Below are 15,229 nucleotides of genomic sequence, written 5' to 3' on the forward strand. Positions count from 1 at the left end.
ACCTCTTGCCCAACATCGGATACGCACAGCTGCCGGTGCCCGCGGGTGCGGACGCGCCCGCCGTCGTCGATGCGCTCGCCGGTCTGGCCACCGCTCTCGACCCGCACCTGGTCCAGCACGTCGAGGACCTCGCCGACCGCAACTCCACTCTGTCCGCGGCGCCGCAGCACACCGTGGCGGTCGCCGAGGACGGCACCACCTGGATCAAGACAGACTCCGGGTCCAACACGTGGGTGACCGTGTGGGAGCCGCTGCCTGCCTGGCAGAACGTCACGCTGACGTCCGGCTATCAAGTGTCCGGCGGCTACACCCCGCAGGCCCGCCTCATCGGCAACCAGGTCAGTCTGCGCGGCCGCATCGAACGTGTCGACGGCCTGGTCATCCCCACCAACGGCGTCAAGGTCGGCACCGTCCCCACCTCGTGCACCCCGCAGGAGCAGGTCGGCGCATACGCCGGGACCTGCTCGCTCGCGGGCGACGTCGTCATCGGCGTCGGGAAACTCGAGGTCCTCGAGACGGACACCTCCTCCACGCTCGGCGACGCCGGCGACATCACCTGGTGGTCCCAGGACGGACCGGTCGCGGTCGGCACCCCGTGGATCGCCATCAACGGCGCGTACTGGATCGACTGAAAGGAGGGCCCACAGCGTGACGCAGTACACCTACGGAGGCAGCCCGGCCGCCGTCCTCCAGGACACCGCTGGCAACGTCGTCCCCGACTTCGAGGTCCTCGTCTACCGGGCAGGCACCGACGAGTTGGTGACGGCCCTGTACGAGGTCGACGGCACCACCCCCATCAGCGAGCTCCGCTCCAACGACAACCTCTCTCAGACCCCCGGCGCGATCCGCTCCTTCAAGGCCGCCGACGTCACGGCCATCGAGTACGCCTACAACGGGCCCGGGGGGTCGCCGGTCCGCTGGTACGAGGCCGCGCGCGAGCTGGCGCAGGAGGCCTCGAGCGCCGCCGCCGGCGCCCTGTCCAAGGCGGACGGCGGCACCGTCACCGGCGGCACCACGTTCGAGGGCGGACTGAGCGTCGAGGCCGGACTGGACGTCACCGGCGGGGCCACCGTCGACGGCCTCGACGTCCAGGGCGACCTGGACGTCTCGGGGACCTTCACCCCGCAGAACCTGCAGCTGTCCGGCATGCGGATCTACAACCCGCGCGTGTACGGGGCCCTCGGCAACGGGACCGGCAACGACGCCCCCTTCATCAACGCCGCACTGAGCGCGGCCTACGCGGCGGGCGGCGGCTGGGTCATCGTCCCCTCCGGCACCTACATGATCGGCGAGATCCTCCGGATCTTCAGCAACACCCGGCTCACCCTCATGCCCGGCGCCGAGTTCCGCCGGAACTACGCCGGGACGATGCTCCTCAACGGGACCAGCGACCAGGACCTCGGCGGCTACACCGGCCACGGGAACATCCTCATCGAGGGTGGCCTGTGGAACATGCGCGGCACCACCAGCGGCCTGACCGCATCCGCGATGTGCGTCTCCATCGGGCACGCCCGGAACGTGACGATCAGCGACATCCTGATCAAGGACGTCTCCGGCTACCACGCGATCGAACTGAACTCGACGAAGAACGCGACGATCGAGCGCTGCAAGTTCCTCGGGTATGTCGACCCGGGCGGCCGTGATTTCAGCGAGGCCGTACAGGTCGACCTCGCGAAGAGCTCGGGTGTGTTCGGCGGGTTCGGGCCGTACGACAACACGGTCTGCGAGGACGTCACGATCAGGGACTGCTACGTCGGCGCGTCCGGTACCGCGGGCACGACCGCGTGGCCGCGTGGGATCGGCTCGCACTCGGCGACCGTGGACGTCGCGCACCGCCGGATCAAGATCGAGGGCAACACCTTCGAGGGCTGCCTGCAGTACGGGGTGGTGGCGTACGCGTACAACGACTCCACGATCGCGGGCAACACGATGAAGGGCTGCGGGGCGGGGATCCGCTGCCGGTCGATCATCAGCGCGGATGCCGCCGACTCGACGAACACCTCGGGCGTGGTCACTAACGCCAGCCAGGTGATGGAGAACCTGACGATCGACCGGAACGTCATCGTGGACTGCAGCGGTTTCGACGACCCGATCCTCCTGTTCGGCGAGACGACCGGCCGGATCACCGGGGTCACGATCACCGGCAACGTGGTCGACGGCGCCGACGACGGCGAGAACGGCATCCGCCTCTACTACACGTCCGACTACACCGTGACCGGGAACACCGTCCGCAACACCGGCGGCACCGCCATCAGCCAGGAACAGGTCATCGGCGGCGTGGTCGGCCCCAACCGGGTCTACGCCCCGGCAGGTTCGGGCATCTCGTGCGACACCGGCACGGGCATCAACATCACCGCCAACCAGGTGCGCGATGCCGGTGTGAACGGGGTCCACGTCATCGGCGGCTCCGACATCCAGGTGCAGACCAACTACATCAAGGGCGCCTCCCGGGCGGCCGCCGGGTCGTGGGGCATCCGCTGCTCGACCTCCGCCGACGGTCTGCTCATCACCGGCAACAAGGTGCGGAAATACGGCAGCGGCAACGAGGTCGCGGCCGGGATCGGCATCACCAGCACGTGCACGAACGTCAAGAGGCACGGCAACGACCTGCTCGACACCGGGCTGGACGACCAGTCCACCGGCAACGAGCCGTCGCCGTTCGACGCGGCCGGCGCCCTCGAGCTGCTCGTACGCCCGTCCGGCCGGTACGAGACGACCAGCCGCCTGCGGTCCGGGACGACGTCGACCCCGACCTCCCAGACCCTGTACCTGGTGCCGATCTGGCTGCCGCAGGGCCTGGTCGTCTCCAACATCAGCTTCGTGTCCGGGGGCACCGCGATGGTGACGCCGACGAACTGGTGGTTCACCCTGCACAACCGGTCGAGGGTCGCGCTCGCCCGCACCGCGGACCAGCTGACCGCCGCCTGGGCGGCCAACACGGTCAAAACGCTCGCGATCGCGCAGGCCACGGCGGGCGCCGCCTCCTCGTACACGACGACGTACGGCGGGCTGCACTACCTCGGCGTCATGATCAAGGCCACGACCGTGCCGAGCTTGGTCAGCGAGGGGTCGGTTGCCGACGTCCTCGCGTCCGTCAGCCCCGGGTTCGGCGGCACCGACACCGGCCAGACCACCCCGCCGACGGTCACGGCCGGCGCCTTCACGGCCGGCGCTTTCGGCGCCGGATCCGGGATCTTGTTGCACGGCTACACCAGCTGACCCACCCCCCACTCCCCGCAGCCCCGCGCCCACGGCCGGGGCCTTCGTCATGTCAGGAGTCCTGCATGTCCCATCCATCGACCATGGAGCTCGCCCAGTACGCGTACGCCGCGTACGGCGCGTCCACCAACAACCGCACCCACGACGACCGGCCGATGCCCGACTGGGACGACCTCGGCGACCAGGTCCAGCAGGCGTGGATCGCGGCGGCCGCCGCCGTCGCCCAGGCCGTCATCGAGCAGCCCGCGGAGAAGGCGGTGCGGAGCGAGCAGCCGGCGCCGCAGCGGCCGAGTATCGGGCGCATCGTCCACTACAGGCTGAGCGAGCACAACGCCGAGCAGATCAACCAAGGTCGCAAGGACTTCCACGAGAACGGCCGCGCGCAGGCGGGGTCCGGGTTCGTGGGGCACGTCGGGAACTGGGCGGCTGAGGGCGATGTGTTCCCGGCGGTCGTGGTCCAGGTCTTCGACGAGGCCACTGTGACCGCCAACCTGCAGGTGCTGCTGGACGGCAACGACACCTACTGGGCCACCTCGGCGGCCGAGGGTGACCGGCCCGGTGCCTGGGCCTGGCCGGGGCGTGTGTGATGGCGCCGCCGCTGTCCGCCGCCAAGTTCCTGGCCGCGCTGAAGAACGAGGGTGTGACCGTCGTCGAGGTCGGCGACTGGCGCGACCACAACCGCAACCACGTCGGCCCGTGGGGTCCCGTCAACGGTGTGATGATCCACCACACCGTGACTTCCGGCAGCGCCCTGACGGTGCGGATCTGCCGCGACGGCTACGCGGGTCTGCCCGGGCCGTTGTGCCACGGCGTCATCACCAAGGACGGCCAGGTTCACCTCGTCGGCTACGGCCGCGCCAACCACGCCGGCTCCGGTGACGACGACGTCCTCAAGGCGGTCGTCGCGGAGAAGGCGCTGCCTGCGGCGAACGAGAACAACACCGACGGCAACCGGCACTTCTACGGCTTCGAGTGCGAGAACCTCGGCGACGGCCGGGACCCGTGGCCGGACGAGCAGGTCGAAGCGATCGTCCGCACCGGGGCGGCGCTGTGCCGGGCGCACGGCTGGACCGTGCGCAGCGTGATCCGGCATCTGGCGTGGCAGGTCGGGAAGGTCGACCCGCGTGGCCTGGGCTGGGCGGACGTCGAGGCGCGGATCTCGGAGCGGTTGAAGCACAAGCCGTCCTGGTCGCCGGGGGCTACCCGTGTGTATCGGGTGGTGGCGGGCGACACGCTGTGGGGGATCGCGGCGCACGAGCTGGGCAAGGGCGGGCGGTGGCAGGAGATCGCCGACCTCAACCCGGACGTCGACCCGAACGAGCTGTCGGTGGGCCAGGAGCTGAAGCTCCCCGCGAAGTGAGGCGGCTGTTCGAGCGGCTGGTGTGTCCGGGCTGCTGCTGCCTGCGGGTAGGGCCCGGGCACCTGCTCCGGGTCCTGCTCGGCATCTGCCGCCTGTAGGACGCCTCCAGACCCTTAACTTTCCGCGCGATTTTATTACGCGCTCTATGACACCCCAGGTCAGAGACGGTCTCCGGCCTGCCCCCTCGAAGGGAACTGCCATGCCTGCTCTGTTCATCTCGGTCATGAGAACGGCCGTCCCGCTCGTGGCCGGCTGGCTCATCAGCCTCGCCGTGTGGGCCGGTGTCGAGGTCGACTCCCAGGCGGTGGCTGGTGCGGTCACCCTCGCGCTGGCGCTCGCCTACTACGCCCTGTTCCGTCTCCTCGAGCTGGCCGGCACCAAAGCCCGCGGCACCGTCCTGCAGAAGCTGGCGGGGTTCCTCCTCGGCTGGGCGCGGCCGCCGGCGTATCCGACGGAGTCGGCGCTGCCGCCGGTCAGCCCCCGCTCCTACGGCGGGGCCTACGGCGGCGAGTGACACCGCTGGCCGCCTCGGCGGCTGGCTGCACGACTGATCACCAGGAGGAGCGCGTGGACGCTGCCACTATCGGAGCGATGATCGCGCTCGTCGGTGTCCTGTCCGGGTCGGTGGTCGCCTACCTGGGCAAGCGCGGAGAGAACGCGAACGTGCGCATGGTCGCCGAGATGGACCAGGTCCAGGAGGAGCGCGACAACATGCGCGGACAGCGTGATGCCCTGCAGACGCAGATCGGTCAGAAGGACACCCGGATCGAGGAACTGCTCGTGCAGCGGCTCGAGGACCGGGAGACGATCGCCCGCCTCCGTATCACCATCGTTGAGTCGGGAGGCGACCCGTCGTGACCCGTGCAGAGCTGGCCCTCGCAGGGCGGTGGCGGTGGATCGCAGTGTTCTGCTGGCTGGTCGCACTGACCGGGGCATGCGTTGCTGGTTGGTCCGTTTTCAGCGGGCTGGCGGGCGAGGCCGACCGGCGCGGTGAGGCCGTCAGTACCCTCGCCTCCGATGTGCGTGTGCTGCGTGAACAGGTCAAGGCCGCAGGCGAGGTGCCTGCGGCACCCGATCCGAGCCAAGCCGTCGAGGATCTCGATGACCGGGCTCGGGTCCCGGTACCCATCCCCGGCCCTGCTGGGCCAGCCGGTGAACCAGGCGAGACCGGGAAGCCCGGGTCTCCGGGGGCGTCCGGATCCCCGGGGCGCAACGGCAGCGATGGCCAGGACGGAACGGACGGGGAGGCTGGCGCGCCGGGTGAGGCGGGCGCGGAGGGTCCGGCCGGCCCTGCGGGTCCGCCTGGTCCTCAGGGCGAGCCCGGCCCGGCCGGACCGGCGGGCGAGCAGGGTGAACAGGGTGAACGAGGGCCTGCTGGCGAGCCGGGCCAGGACGGGCAGACCTGCCCGGACGGCTACGAGCTGCAGGCGCCATCGTGGGATCCAGAGGCTCTGGTGTGCCGTCGTACAACCGCTCCACCCGAAGACGAAGACGATTCGGCCAGCCCGCTCTCGGCGGCCCTCGAGCCCCGACGACGATTCGCGTGAACGACCAGTGGCCCCGCTCTCCCTAACGGGAGGGCGGGGTCGACCGTGTTTGTAGGAAGGTTTACCTGAACTGGCCGGGCGTCATCTTGCAGCCCGCTAGCAGCGCTGTACGCTGCCAGTACAACGGACAAAAACCAGGCCATGTTAGGAGCACACCTGATGTGAACTGGGCTTTTGTGGGCGCCGGAGGGGTCAATGGGACGGACATACAGAGGCACGCATCCATGGATCACGTTTCAGCTCGACCTGAACGACCTGGACCACGTCAGCTGGATGCTGCTGGGCGAGGCCATCTCTAAGTGCGAGCACATCTCAGGCGTGCCGCTGCAGCCGGCCGTGGCCCGCAAGCTGAACCTCGTGTACCTGACGAAAGGCGTACACGCGACCACGCAGATCGAGGGCAACACCCTGTCCGAGGAGGAGGTCCACAAGCGAATCGAGCATGAGCTGGTGCTGCCTCCTTCTCAGCAGTACCTGGGGCAGGAGGTCGACAACATCGTCGAGGGCTACAACCTCATCATCAAGGACGTCGTCGAGGGGCGGCCGCTCGCGCTGACGCCTGAGCGCATCAAACAGTTCAACGCGATCGTCCTGAAAGACCTGCCTCCTGAGGAGGGCGTTGTCCCGGGCGAAGTGCGCACGGACAGTGTCCTCGTGGGGTCCATCTACCGTGGCGCACCATGGGACGAGTGTGACGACCTGCTGGATCAGCTGTGTGGGTGGCTGAACGGCCTGTCCGAGATCGAGGATCCTCTGCGTAGGCCGGTCGCGCTGATCTCGGCGATCCTGGCTCATCTCTACCTGGCCTGGATCCACCCCTTCGGTAATGGCAATGGGCGGACGGCGCGGCTCATGGAGTTCCAGCTGCTGTTGGCGGCAGGGGCACCGACTGTGGCCGCGCACGTGCTGTCCGACCACTACAACCGCACGCGGACCGAGTACTACCGGCAGCTGGCGATGACGAGCCGCAAGCCGTACGACATCACTGGCTTCATCCGGTATGGCCTGCAGGGCTTCGTTGACGGCCTGCGTGAGCAGATCGAGGCCATCCGGGGGCAGCAGATGATGGTCACCTGGCAGAACTTCGTGCACGCAGAGTTCGATGGGTCCGAGACGCCGGCGTGCATGCGCCAGCGCCGCCTGGTCCTGGACCTGCCATGGGGCGTCATGACGCCAACCGCCGAGATCCCGGAGCTCACCCCGCGTCTGGCACGCGACTACGCAGGCAAGGGGTCACGCACGGTGCCCCGAGATGTCAACGCGCTGGCGAACCGCAGGTTGGTCACCAAGAGCAGGAACGGCAGGGCGGTCATGCCCTACACCGACCAGCTCCGGGCCTTCCTGCCGATGCGCGTAGACGACTGACTGTACGCCCGCGGCCCTCGCTCTCCTTCGGGAGGCGAGGGCCGTTTCGTCATGTCCGGGGACAGCGTTGTGGTTTGTGATCGTGTGGCTGATCCGAGGAGACGCTGATGTCGTACCGCCCGTATCCGAACGTCGACCGCGCGCTGAAGCAGATCTACCGACGCTACGAGGACGATGCGGAGCTGCTGGAACGTGCGCGTCAGGCTTTCCAGGCCGGGGAACGTGAGTACGTCCTGTCGACGCGGCGCCCTGGGGCGGTCAGTGGGCCTTCGTGATCCGAGGCGCCTTTTCCTGTCGTGGGTCAGGCTGCTTGTGCGGTATGCCGGACCATCTTCTTGAGTCCCATCTCGACTGTGTACCGGTCGAGACCGGCCTCTGTGGCGAACGTGGTGATGGCGCTTTGGACTGCGTCTGCGGTGGCGATGGTGAGTCGCCCAGCCTGGATCTCCTGCCAGGCCGTCGTCTCCAGGTTGATCAGATCGCTCGGGTATTCGAAGTCGCTCACGTGACGGGATCCTAAGTGGCAGCGTTGGATCGGCTGCCGGGGGCTGGCCGACGGCTGGGGGTCAGGCCGCTTCGGCGTACGTGGGGTGGGTGCGTCGTTCGGCTGCGTCGGCGATGGCCCAGGCGGTGACGAGCTGCTCGTACTCGTCGCGTTCGTGGGGTCGGAGGTATCCGCCGGCGCCGAGCATGAGGGTGCGGATCCGCTCGTTGAGGTCGGCCGCAGACCGCACGGAACCACGGTACGAGAGGTCGGTGGGCATACGAGAAGCGTACGGCGAAGGGCCGACAAGGCCGTGGGAATTGGCCAGTGAGGGCCCTGGGTACGCTGCCCGCATGATTCGTGCAGTGGTTTTTGATGTTGGTGAATGCCTCGTCGACGAGACGCGGGAGTACGGCACCTGGGCCGACTGGCTCGGCGTACCCAGGCACACCTTCGCGTCCATGTTCGGCGCGGTCATCGCCCAAGGCCGCGACTACCGCGAGACGTTCCAGGAGTTCCGGCCCGGCTTCGACCTGTACGAAGAGCGGGAGAAGCGCGCGGACGCGGGGCAGCCGGAGTACTTCGGTGAGGAGGACCTGTACACCGACGTCCGCCCGGCGTTCGCCCAGCTGCGCGCGGACGGCCTGTGGCTGGGTATCGCGGGCAACCAGACCGTGCGTGCCGGCGGTCTGCTGCGCGGGCTGTTCACGGACGACGTGGACCTGATCGGGACCTCGGACGACTGGGGTGCGAGCAAGCCGGACCTGGCGTTCTTCGTCCGCGTCGGCGAGGTCGTCCCCTTCGCGCCGGACGAGATCCTCTACGTCGGTGACCGCGTCGACAACGACTTGCGCCCGGGCGCCCAGGCCGGGATGCGCACGGCGCTCGTACGCCGGGGCCCGTGGGCGACGATCCAGTGGAACGCCGAGGAGGCCAAGGCTCTCCCCACGTTCCGGGTGGAGAGCCTCCTCGAGCTGCCTGGCCTGATCAAGGACTTCAACGAGCGAGGGCACTGACGGTCGTTGCCCAGCCGTACAGCCGGTCGTCGAGGTCCCGTACGCACGCCTCGTGCTGGTGCGGGGTGAGTGAGCGGCGTACGTCGCGGACGCGGTCCATGCCCATCGCGTACCAGGTGCGCTCGAGCTGATCGAGCGCACGGCGCGCGTACCTGCAGGCGGCCTCGGGGTCGGCGGCCGCGGCCTCGACGGCGGCCAGGTCGCCGAGGACGACGGTGGTCTGCTTCTCTTCGGTCTTCTCCAGCTCATCCAGTACGCCGAGCAGGGTGGCGCGGGCCTGAGGCAGATGGCCGGCCAAGAGCTGGGTGTTGCCCTTGAAGGCGGCCAGGCGTACGGGGCTGAACCAGTCCAGCCACTCCGGCGAGGAGTACTCGCTGCCTGCCTCGAGCACGTTCTCCGCGTGGCCGATCAGGTGCAGCGCCGTGCGGGTGTGGCCGCATCGCGTTTCGCACTCGGCCTCTACCGCGTCCAGCCACGCGAGCAGCTGGGCGGACGCCGGCCCCCGGCGGGCGTAGGTGCGGGCCGCGACCATCCGTTCCACGGCCGCGTCACGCTCGCCTGCCCAGGCCGGGATGAACGCGGTGTGGGCGAGGATCGCGGCGCCGATCAGCGGGTCGTCTGCCTCTCCTGCGGCCTGCAGCGCGCGGAGCAGGGTCTGCTGGGCGCGGTCGGCGTTGCGGAGGTCGAAGAACTCGATGCGTCCGGCGAGGAGCCAGGTCTCGGCGAGGGCGGTCGCGACGGCTCGGCGGGTCTGGCCGGCGGTTTCGGGGAGGAGGGCGCAGCCGAGGGTGGCGTGGGCGATGGCGGCGGGGTGCAGGGTGGCGGGTGCGACGGACCAGTACAGGCGCCGGTGCGCGCGGGTGACCGCGGCGAAGTCGGCGGCGACCGAGGCGGGTTGGATGATGACGGCCTGGGTCGGAACGGCAGCGAGGCCCACGGCTGCTGCTGGGGCGAGTCCCGGGCGTCGGCCGTTGTCTGCTTGCGCGCCTGGGGGCGGGGTGAATCCGAGCGATTGCAGGTCCTGGCCGAGGAGGCGTGTGAGATTCTGTGCCATCTCTCCCTGGGGCCAGGGCGGGGCGCTGGACTCCCATCGGCGGACTTGCCGTACGCCGACGCTGAGTGCGTCGGCGAGGGCCTGCTGGGAGTTGTAGCCGGCGGCGATCCGCGCGGACTTGAGTCGGGTGTTGCTTGGGGCCTGGGCCACCGTCCACCTCCGTATCGGACACGGGGTCAGTGTCGCTACAGGTCCTCAGTCTGGCTACTCGTCACCCGGTAGGCCTAGAGAAAGTCCGCTTCTCGGCCGCGAAGAGTCCCCTCAAAGTCCTCGGAAAGCGCCGTCAGTCGCGACAGCCTGTACGCACGCCTTCCCCCTTGGTGACGAGGAGCCCCCAATGCCTGCTGCCGCCTTATCGACCCAGTCGGTCTGCACGATGCAGCACGCGGGTCAGGACTGGGACGCGATCCGTGCGCAGAAGGTCGTCGGCCTGGCCGCGATGGCGATCCTCGGATCGCGGTGCGGTGCTGTCGTCGAGGACGGCGCGGCCGTCTTCTTCTTCACTCCGTGCGGCACTGCGGCCGGCTGGTCCGTCGACCACACCGAGGCGGTCCGCGCGGGTGACGACGTAGCGATCCCGCCCGCGCGCCGGACCCAAGGGCCGGGCCCGCACTGGCGGATGTGCCCGGGCGAGGGCCGCATGCTCACCGACCCGCAGGCGCTGAGGGCGGCTCTCGAGGACGCCTTCGGCCCTCGCGTCGGTGAGGAACGGGCGGGCTGACTGACGCTGTACCCCGGCGACCGCTCGGCCGCGGTCCCGGGGCAATGGCCGACCTGATCGGAGCAGATCGACGATGCAACATCTATCACGGGCCCTGGGGCGACCGTTCTCCTCGGCGAGGAGGACGTGGTGACGATGACCGCCAGCAAGCCGGCCATCGGCCAGATCGTCCAGGACACTCAGCGGAACCGGACCGGCCGCGTCATGGGGCACGAGGGGCCGTACGTACAACTGCGGCCTGTCGCTGGCGGCAGGGAGTGGGACGCGAGCCCGGATGCCCTCCGTACGGCCACCCCTGCCGAAGCTCGTCGGGCCGGAGTGAATGCGACCACTGCAGGCGGCGGACGCACATGACCAAAGACCTCGGCGGCGGAGGCAGCGCTGCAGCAGCTGGTGATGAAGCACGCCCGATAGTCCGGCCCCCAGAGATCCCCGACGCCACCGAACTCACCCACGGCCAGTACAGGGGATGGGACTGCGTCTGGTGCGAGGCCCGACTCATCCGCGGCGCAGTGCGGGCAGGGAGGGCTACCGGCTTCCTGGGCGCCCACGACATGAGCACCGACGTGTACGCCTGCCCCGACTGCGCGGAGACACACGGCCTGACGAGCCGCCCCACGAAGGTGAGGACCTGATGTTCTGCGACCGCTGCCAGAAGCCGATCAAGCCCGACGACGAGTACCAGGAACACACCCCGGACTCCGCCTCCGGTGTCGCCCCGGCCGCCGTCACGCACAAGCCGCTGTGCCGGAGCGTCCCGAGCCAGTCGTATCCGGCTGTCCTCGACGGGCGCCGCCGCCGGCGTTGAGACCCCCTCGCGCCGGTCCTCCAGACGCCGGCGCCAGGGTGGCCGCCCCGCGCCGTAGGGGTGGCCTGGTGTGGGCCCGCCGCTCGTCCCCCGAGGCGGCGGGCTCACCGCACCAGATCAGACAGCGAGACGCCGATGGCGCGCGCGATCCCGTTCAGAGTGTCCAGAGACGGGTTCGCGCGGCCAGCTTCGATGTCCTGGTAGTAGCTGCGATTCAGCGGGATCGCCAGGTACACGGCGTCCTGGGTCATGTTGTGGTGCATGCGGGCTTGCTGGATGCATCTGCCGACGCGCTCGCGTTGCTGGAGCAGCCATGGGTCGTCGGGCAGGTTGCTGAGCACTCGACACACGCTCTGAGCTGCTGGATCATATGTCAGCCTGGTGACACCAGGCTTTTTCCGATCTAGATCAGCGTGAACGACGACTTTCGGGGCATGCGGGATCAGCGGCGCGAAGATCCAGGCGCTGTGAGCAGCTCAACCCTGCGGCGTCACGGCGCGCACCGCAGGGTCATAGAGGCTGCCATCAATAGAACAATTGTTCACACGAACGGGTGAATGACGGGGGCACGTAAATCGCGTTAGACATAGAGCCCACCCCCCACCCCGAAGTGCCAGGCCGTCCCAACTGGTGCCCCCCTCTGCGACGGCCTGGCACTGAAGGATCCCCGCTCTCGCGACGTTGCTGGGTGCGGGAGCAGCCACTCTCCAGCCCCTGACCTGCGCAGACGCCATGATCGTTTAGGCGTGATTTAGGCGTGGACCTTGTGGAGTGAGGGTGTAGTCAGACTGTCTGAGGGTGTAGTCAAATTGCAGCGAACGAAGGCCCAGGCCCGGAGACTTGCTCCGCGACCTGGGCCTTCACCCGTCTGACCTGGTGCCCCCGGCAGGATTCGAACCTGCGACACCCGCTTTAGGAGAGCGGTGCTCTATCCCCTGAGCTACGAAGGCAGGGATCTGTCGGAAAACGTGTCTGAAATTCACCCAAAGGTGGACGGATCTCATTCAGGTTGGGCCCCGACAGCTGTGCGGTGGTGCGGCCGAGAACGGCTGCGCCACCGCACACAGTGTAGCGGGTGGCCTGGTGGTGGCAGGTGGTTGTGGGCAGTGAGGCGCCTGCACTGGTCGGGGAGGGCAGGGAGTGAGCGGGGCCCGGCCGTGACGGAGTCCTGGTGGGGCGTCGCGGCCGGGCCCAACGTGGGTGTCATGTGGTGCGGCGTCCGGTGACGCGAGCGACGAAGCGAGCCACGGAATTGCTCACCCAGGCGTAGCCGAGGTAGATGAGCAAGGCAGCCGTCGCTCCGTACGCGGGGACGCGCTTGTGCGGATATGCCTGGTCGAACCGGGAATGCTGGGACTCGCTGTCCTGGCGGAATCCCTTGAGTCGTCGCCCAGCCGGGGTATCGGGTGCGATTTGCCGCAGATGCTCGGTGCGGTTGAAACGCTGACGCTTGGTGGAGGGGTCGATCTCCCGGTCTTCCTTGGTCTCGTCGACGCGGATTCGGATGACGTGAGGTCCGCGTGGGCAGGTGATTTCAATGCGCTGGTAGAAGCGTGCTTGCGCCCCTTTACGAAATTCCAGTTCCTGTACCGGTACGGGTGTGTAGTGGGTTTCGCCCTGCACAGTGAAACGGCGCTCACAGACCCGCCCGGCCGTGACATAGAGGTCGTGGCTGCAGGGCTTGTCTTCGTATTTCAGGAGCGGCTGCGGTTCGAGGCCGTTGTGCTGCTGGGTGAAGACGACGATTCCTTCCGCGATGAGTGGAGCGCGGTGGACCCCGCGGAGAGCGGTGTCGTAGGTGAGGGCCCGCACGCCGGGAGCTTTCTTGAGGATTTCCTTGACCAGCCGCACGGCGGCCTTCCCCTCGTCTTCACGATGGGGGTCGTGCTTGTGGGCTTTGTGACGTACGGATTCCAGGGCAAGGATGATGCGGCTGTGCGGGGTGTTCGCGGCGCGGACGGCGATGGAGAGGAACTTGTTTCCGTAGACGTGGCGCCCGCCGCCTTCGGTGGTGTTGCTGGCGTCGGGGTCTACACGGTGCCGGCGGATTTCCCCGGTCGCTTCGTCGGCCTCTTCGTACGCCGTGTGGTCGGAAGGCGGGCAGGCGACGGTGGCGTCGCCGTGAAGGACCTGTTCGCGGGCCGGATAGATCCAGCTGCCCCGGGGTGTGACTGCCAGCATTCCCTGGGTGATGGCCTGCTGGATCCATTTGCCGCGGCTGATGTCGCGTACGTCCTCGACGGCCTTTTTGAGGTGGCGCTGGAAGAAGTAGTTCCACTGGCTGCGGGTGGGACCGGTGGCCGGAAGCGCAGCGGCTTCCTCGGGTCCGACGAAGTCGTGTACGGCCTGCCGGATGGGCTCCCACCACAGGGGGCGGGCGAGGTGGGTGGCGGTGCTTCGGGCGGAGCCGAAGACGGAGATCGCGCAGAGGAACAGGAAGTAGATGTAGGACGGGTAGGCGGGCGGCCGTCCGACCTGACCGGCGTCGCGGGGCGGGAGTGCTTCGAGGGCGGTGGCGTACAGGTCGGGGTTGCGGATGAGGTACTCGAAGCGTTCGTCGATGGCGAGCGGTGGCGCTTCGGGGCTGCGCGGGGGCGGGACGTCGCAGGCGGAGCCGAAGGCGTCGTCGGGGATGGGGCCGAGCAGCCAGCTCTTGCCTTCGGCGGTCTTCTTCTTCGCGCGGCGCCGCTGCTTGGGGGCGCTCATGCCGTTTCCGTCTCTTCGGGCAGCCACTCCAGCGAGGCGAGTGAGGCGGCGCTGTCGAGGGAGGACAGGCCCAGTCGGCGGGCGACTTCCGAGAGCTGCCCGGTCTCTTCGAGGATGGTGCGGGCGACGTAGCGGGTGATGTCCTTGGGTTCGACGCGGCGCCGGGCGGTGGCCAGTCCGCTGCGCCGGGCGATGTCGCCGAAGCCGGAGCAGACGCTGGCCTGCGCGCGGTAGGCGGAGGACGCCCCGGTCACCAACTGCTGTGCTGTGCCCGGCGCGGCGCTGCGCAAAAGGTGGTGGCAGCGCAGCCGCAGGACGATGACCGCCCACTCGTCCAGCGGGCAGTGCCGGCCGTAGGTGCGGGTGGCGCCGCCGGTCCAGGCGCTCGCGCCGGTGAGATCCAGGTCATCGGTGGTGGCCTTCGCGATCTCAGCTGTGTGCCAGCCGGCCAGAAGCAGGGCCAGGAGGGCGGCGTGGCGGGTGGCGGGCATGCCGCGCTCGGCCTGGAAACGCAACTGCTGGATATCGCCCTCTTCCAGGCGAACACCCTTCTTACGGGGGCTGCGCGAAATGGGCGGGAGATCGACCAACGGGGCCGCTGTCGTGAAGCCGAGTGCGCGGGCCTCGGTGAAGAGGGCCTGGAGGCCGGCGCGGCGCTGGCGTTGGGTACCGGCTGCCGGATTGAGGAGCAGCCCTTGGTGGCGGTCGTTGCCCGGCGCCTCGATGAACGAGAGTGCGAGGGCGTGGGTGAAGTCGTCGAAGCAGAGGACACCGTGGACCCGGGCATAGCGCTCGGCCCGTTCACAGATCTGGGTGTAGAGGTCGACTGTCTCCAGGCTCATGTGCCCAGCCACCGCGCGGTCCAGCCAGACGCGGGTGATGAGAGGGAGGACGGTGCGGATGCGGATCTTAGCCACGGCGGCCTCCGGCGAGGCGTGCCGCGTGCGGG

General features: G+C 68.8%; 18 protein-coding genes and 1 tRNA gene. 12 read left to right on the top strand and 7 right to left on the bottom strand.

What is annotated here, in order from left to right:
- The first annotated feature begins 5 nt into the window (after positions 1 to 5).
- The 8 genes from OG622_RS28580 to OG622_RS28615 all read left to right on the top strand — a co-directional run bounded on the left by OG622_RS28580 (position 6) and on the right by OG622_RS28615 (position 7,766).
- Positions 6 to 632, top strand: coding sequence for a hypothetical protein (locus OG622_RS28580; protein ID WP_371579482.1), 627 nt, complete (start codon positions 6 to 8; stop codon positions 630 to 632).
- A 16-nt stretch (positions 633 to 648) separates the two neighbouring features.
- Positions 649 to 3,219, top strand: coding sequence for a right-handed parallel beta-helix repeat-containing protein (locus OG622_RS28585; protein WP_371579483.1), 2,571 nt, complete (start codon positions 649 to 651; stop codon positions 3,217 to 3,219).
- 65 nt (positions 3,220 to 3,284) lie between these two features.
- Positions 3,285 to 3,806, top strand: a complete 522-nt coding sequence (locus tag OG622_RS28590; protein ID WP_371579484.1) for a hypothetical protein — start codon at positions 3,285 to 3,287, stop codon at positions 3,804 to 3,806.
- Positions 3,806 to 4,579: an N-acetylmuramoyl-L-alanine amidase gene (locus tag OG622_RS28595; protein WP_371579485.1), complete on the top strand. Its 774-nt coding sequence runs from the start codon at positions 3,806 to 3,808 to the stop codon at positions 4,577 to 4,579. The genes OG622_RS28590 and OG622_RS28595 overlap by 1 nt, the downstream gene beginning before the upstream one ends.
- Before the next feature lie 199 nt (positions 4,580 to 4,778).
- Positions 4,779 to 5,093 (top strand): hypothetical protein, encoded by a 315-nt coding sequence (locus tag OG622_RS28600; protein WP_371579486.1) that lies wholly within the window; start codon positions 4,779 to 4,781, stop codon positions 5,091 to 5,093.
- Positions 5,094 to 5,146: 53 nt separating this feature from the next.
- A complete protein-coding gene (locus tag OG622_RS28605) occupies positions 5,147 to 5,437 on the top strand; it encodes a hypothetical protein (RefSeq protein ID WP_371579487.1) in 291 nt (96 codons plus the stop codon).
- 884 nt (positions 5,438 to 6,321) lie between these two features.
- Positions 6,322 to 7,491, top strand: coding sequence for a Fic family protein (locus OG622_RS28610; protein ID WP_371579488.1), 1,170 nt, complete (start codon positions 6,322 to 6,324; stop codon positions 7,489 to 7,491).
- Between the two features lie 107 nt (positions 7,492 to 7,598).
- Positions 7,599 to 7,766: a hypothetical protein gene (locus OG622_RS28615; RefSeq protein ID WP_371579489.1), complete on the top strand. Its 168-nt coding sequence runs from the start codon at positions 7,599 to 7,601 to the stop codon at positions 7,764 to 7,766.
- A 26-nt stretch (positions 7,767 to 7,792) separates the two neighbouring features.
- Here the strand turns inward: OG622_RS28615 and OG622_RS28620 are convergent, their stop codons facing one another.
- Both OG622_RS28620 and OG622_RS28625 read right to left on the bottom strand, forming a co-directional pair.
- Positions 7,793 to 7,996 carry a hypothetical protein gene (locus OG622_RS28620; RefSeq protein ID WP_371579490.1) on the bottom strand — a complete coding sequence of 68 codons (204 nt, stop codon included), beginning with the start codon at positions 7,994 to 7,996 and terminating at the stop codon, positions 7,793 to 7,795.
- A gap of 61 nt (positions 7,997 to 8,057) precedes the next feature.
- A complete protein-coding gene (locus tag OG622_RS28625) occupies positions 8,058 to 8,255 on the bottom strand; it encodes a hypothetical protein (protein WP_371579491.1) in 198 nt (65 codons plus the stop codon).
- A gap of 73 nt (positions 8,256 to 8,328) precedes the next feature.
- Between OG622_RS28625 and OG622_RS28630 the strand changes: the two genes are divergently transcribed.
- Positions 8,329 to 8,991, top strand: a complete 663-nt coding sequence (locus OG622_RS28630; protein ID WP_371579492.1) for an HAD family hydrolase — start codon at positions 8,329 to 8,331, stop codon at positions 8,989 to 8,991.
- On the opposite strand, the gene OG622_RS28635 is transcribed toward OG622_RS28630, so the two are convergent.
- Positions 8,972 to 10,195 carry a transcriptional regulator gene (locus OG622_RS28635; protein WP_371579493.1) on the bottom strand — a complete coding sequence of 408 codons (1,224 nt, stop codon included), beginning with the start codon at positions 10,193 to 10,195 and terminating at the stop codon, positions 8,972 to 8,974. The genes OG622_RS28630 and OG622_RS28635 overlap by 20 nt on opposite strands.
- 226 nt (positions 10,196 to 10,421) lie before the next feature.
- On the opposite strand from OG622_RS28635, the gene OG622_RS28640 reads away from it, so the two are divergent.
- The 3 genes from OG622_RS28640 (at position 10,422) to OG622_RS28650 (ending at position 11,574) form a co-directional block, all read left to right on the top strand.
- Complete coding sequence (locus OG622_RS28640; RefSeq protein ID WP_371579494.1) at positions 10,422 to 10,766, top strand: hypothetical protein; 345 nt, start codon at positions 10,422 to 10,424, stop codon at positions 10,764 to 10,766.
- Positions 10,767 to 10,901: 135 nt separating this feature from the next.
- On the top strand, positions 10,902 to 11,120 hold the full coding sequence (locus tag OG622_RS28645; RefSeq protein ID WP_371579495.1) for a hypothetical protein: 219 nt from the start codon (positions 10,902 to 10,904) through the stop codon (positions 11,118 to 11,120).
- Between the two features lie 280 nt (positions 11,121 to 11,400).
- Positions 11,401 to 11,574 (top strand): hypothetical protein, encoded by a 174-nt coding sequence (locus OG622_RS28650; RefSeq protein WP_371579496.1) that lies wholly within the window; start codon positions 11,401 to 11,403, stop codon positions 11,572 to 11,574.
- Between the two features lie 104 nt (positions 11,575 to 11,678).
- Here OG622_RS28650 and OG622_RS28655 read toward each other — a convergent pair whose 3' ends face one another.
- The 4 genes from OG622_RS28655 to OG622_RS28670 form a co-directional block, all read right to left on the bottom strand.
- Positions 11,679 to 11,915 carry a helix-turn-helix domain-containing protein gene (locus tag OG622_RS28655; protein WP_371579497.1) on the bottom strand — a complete coding sequence of 79 codons (237 nt, stop codon included), beginning with the start codon at positions 11,913 to 11,915 and terminating at the stop codon, positions 11,679 to 11,681.
- Between the two features lie 533 nt (positions 11,916 to 12,448).
- A tRNA-Arg gene (locus OG622_RS28660) sits at positions 12,449 to 12,524 on the bottom strand.
- A 253-nt stretch (positions 12,525 to 12,777) separates the two neighbouring features.
- Positions 12,778 to 14,280: a hypothetical protein gene (locus tag OG622_RS28665; RefSeq protein ID WP_371579498.1), complete on the bottom strand. Its 1,503-nt coding sequence runs from the start codon at positions 14,278 to 14,280 to the stop codon at positions 12,778 to 12,780.
- Positions 14,277 to 15,197 carry a hypothetical protein gene (locus OG622_RS28670; RefSeq protein ID WP_371579499.1) on the bottom strand — a complete coding sequence of 307 codons (921 nt, stop codon included), beginning with the start codon at positions 15,195 to 15,197 and terminating at the stop codon, positions 14,277 to 14,279. Before OG622_RS28670 ends, OG622_RS28665 begins: the two co-directional genes overlap by 4 nt.
- Positions 15,198 to 15,229: the final 32 nt, after the last annotated feature.

This window comes from Streptomyces sp. NBC_01314, assembly GCF_041435215.1.
Classification (GTDB): Bacteria; Actinomycetota; Actinomycetes; order Streptomycetales; family Streptomycetaceae; genus Streptomyces.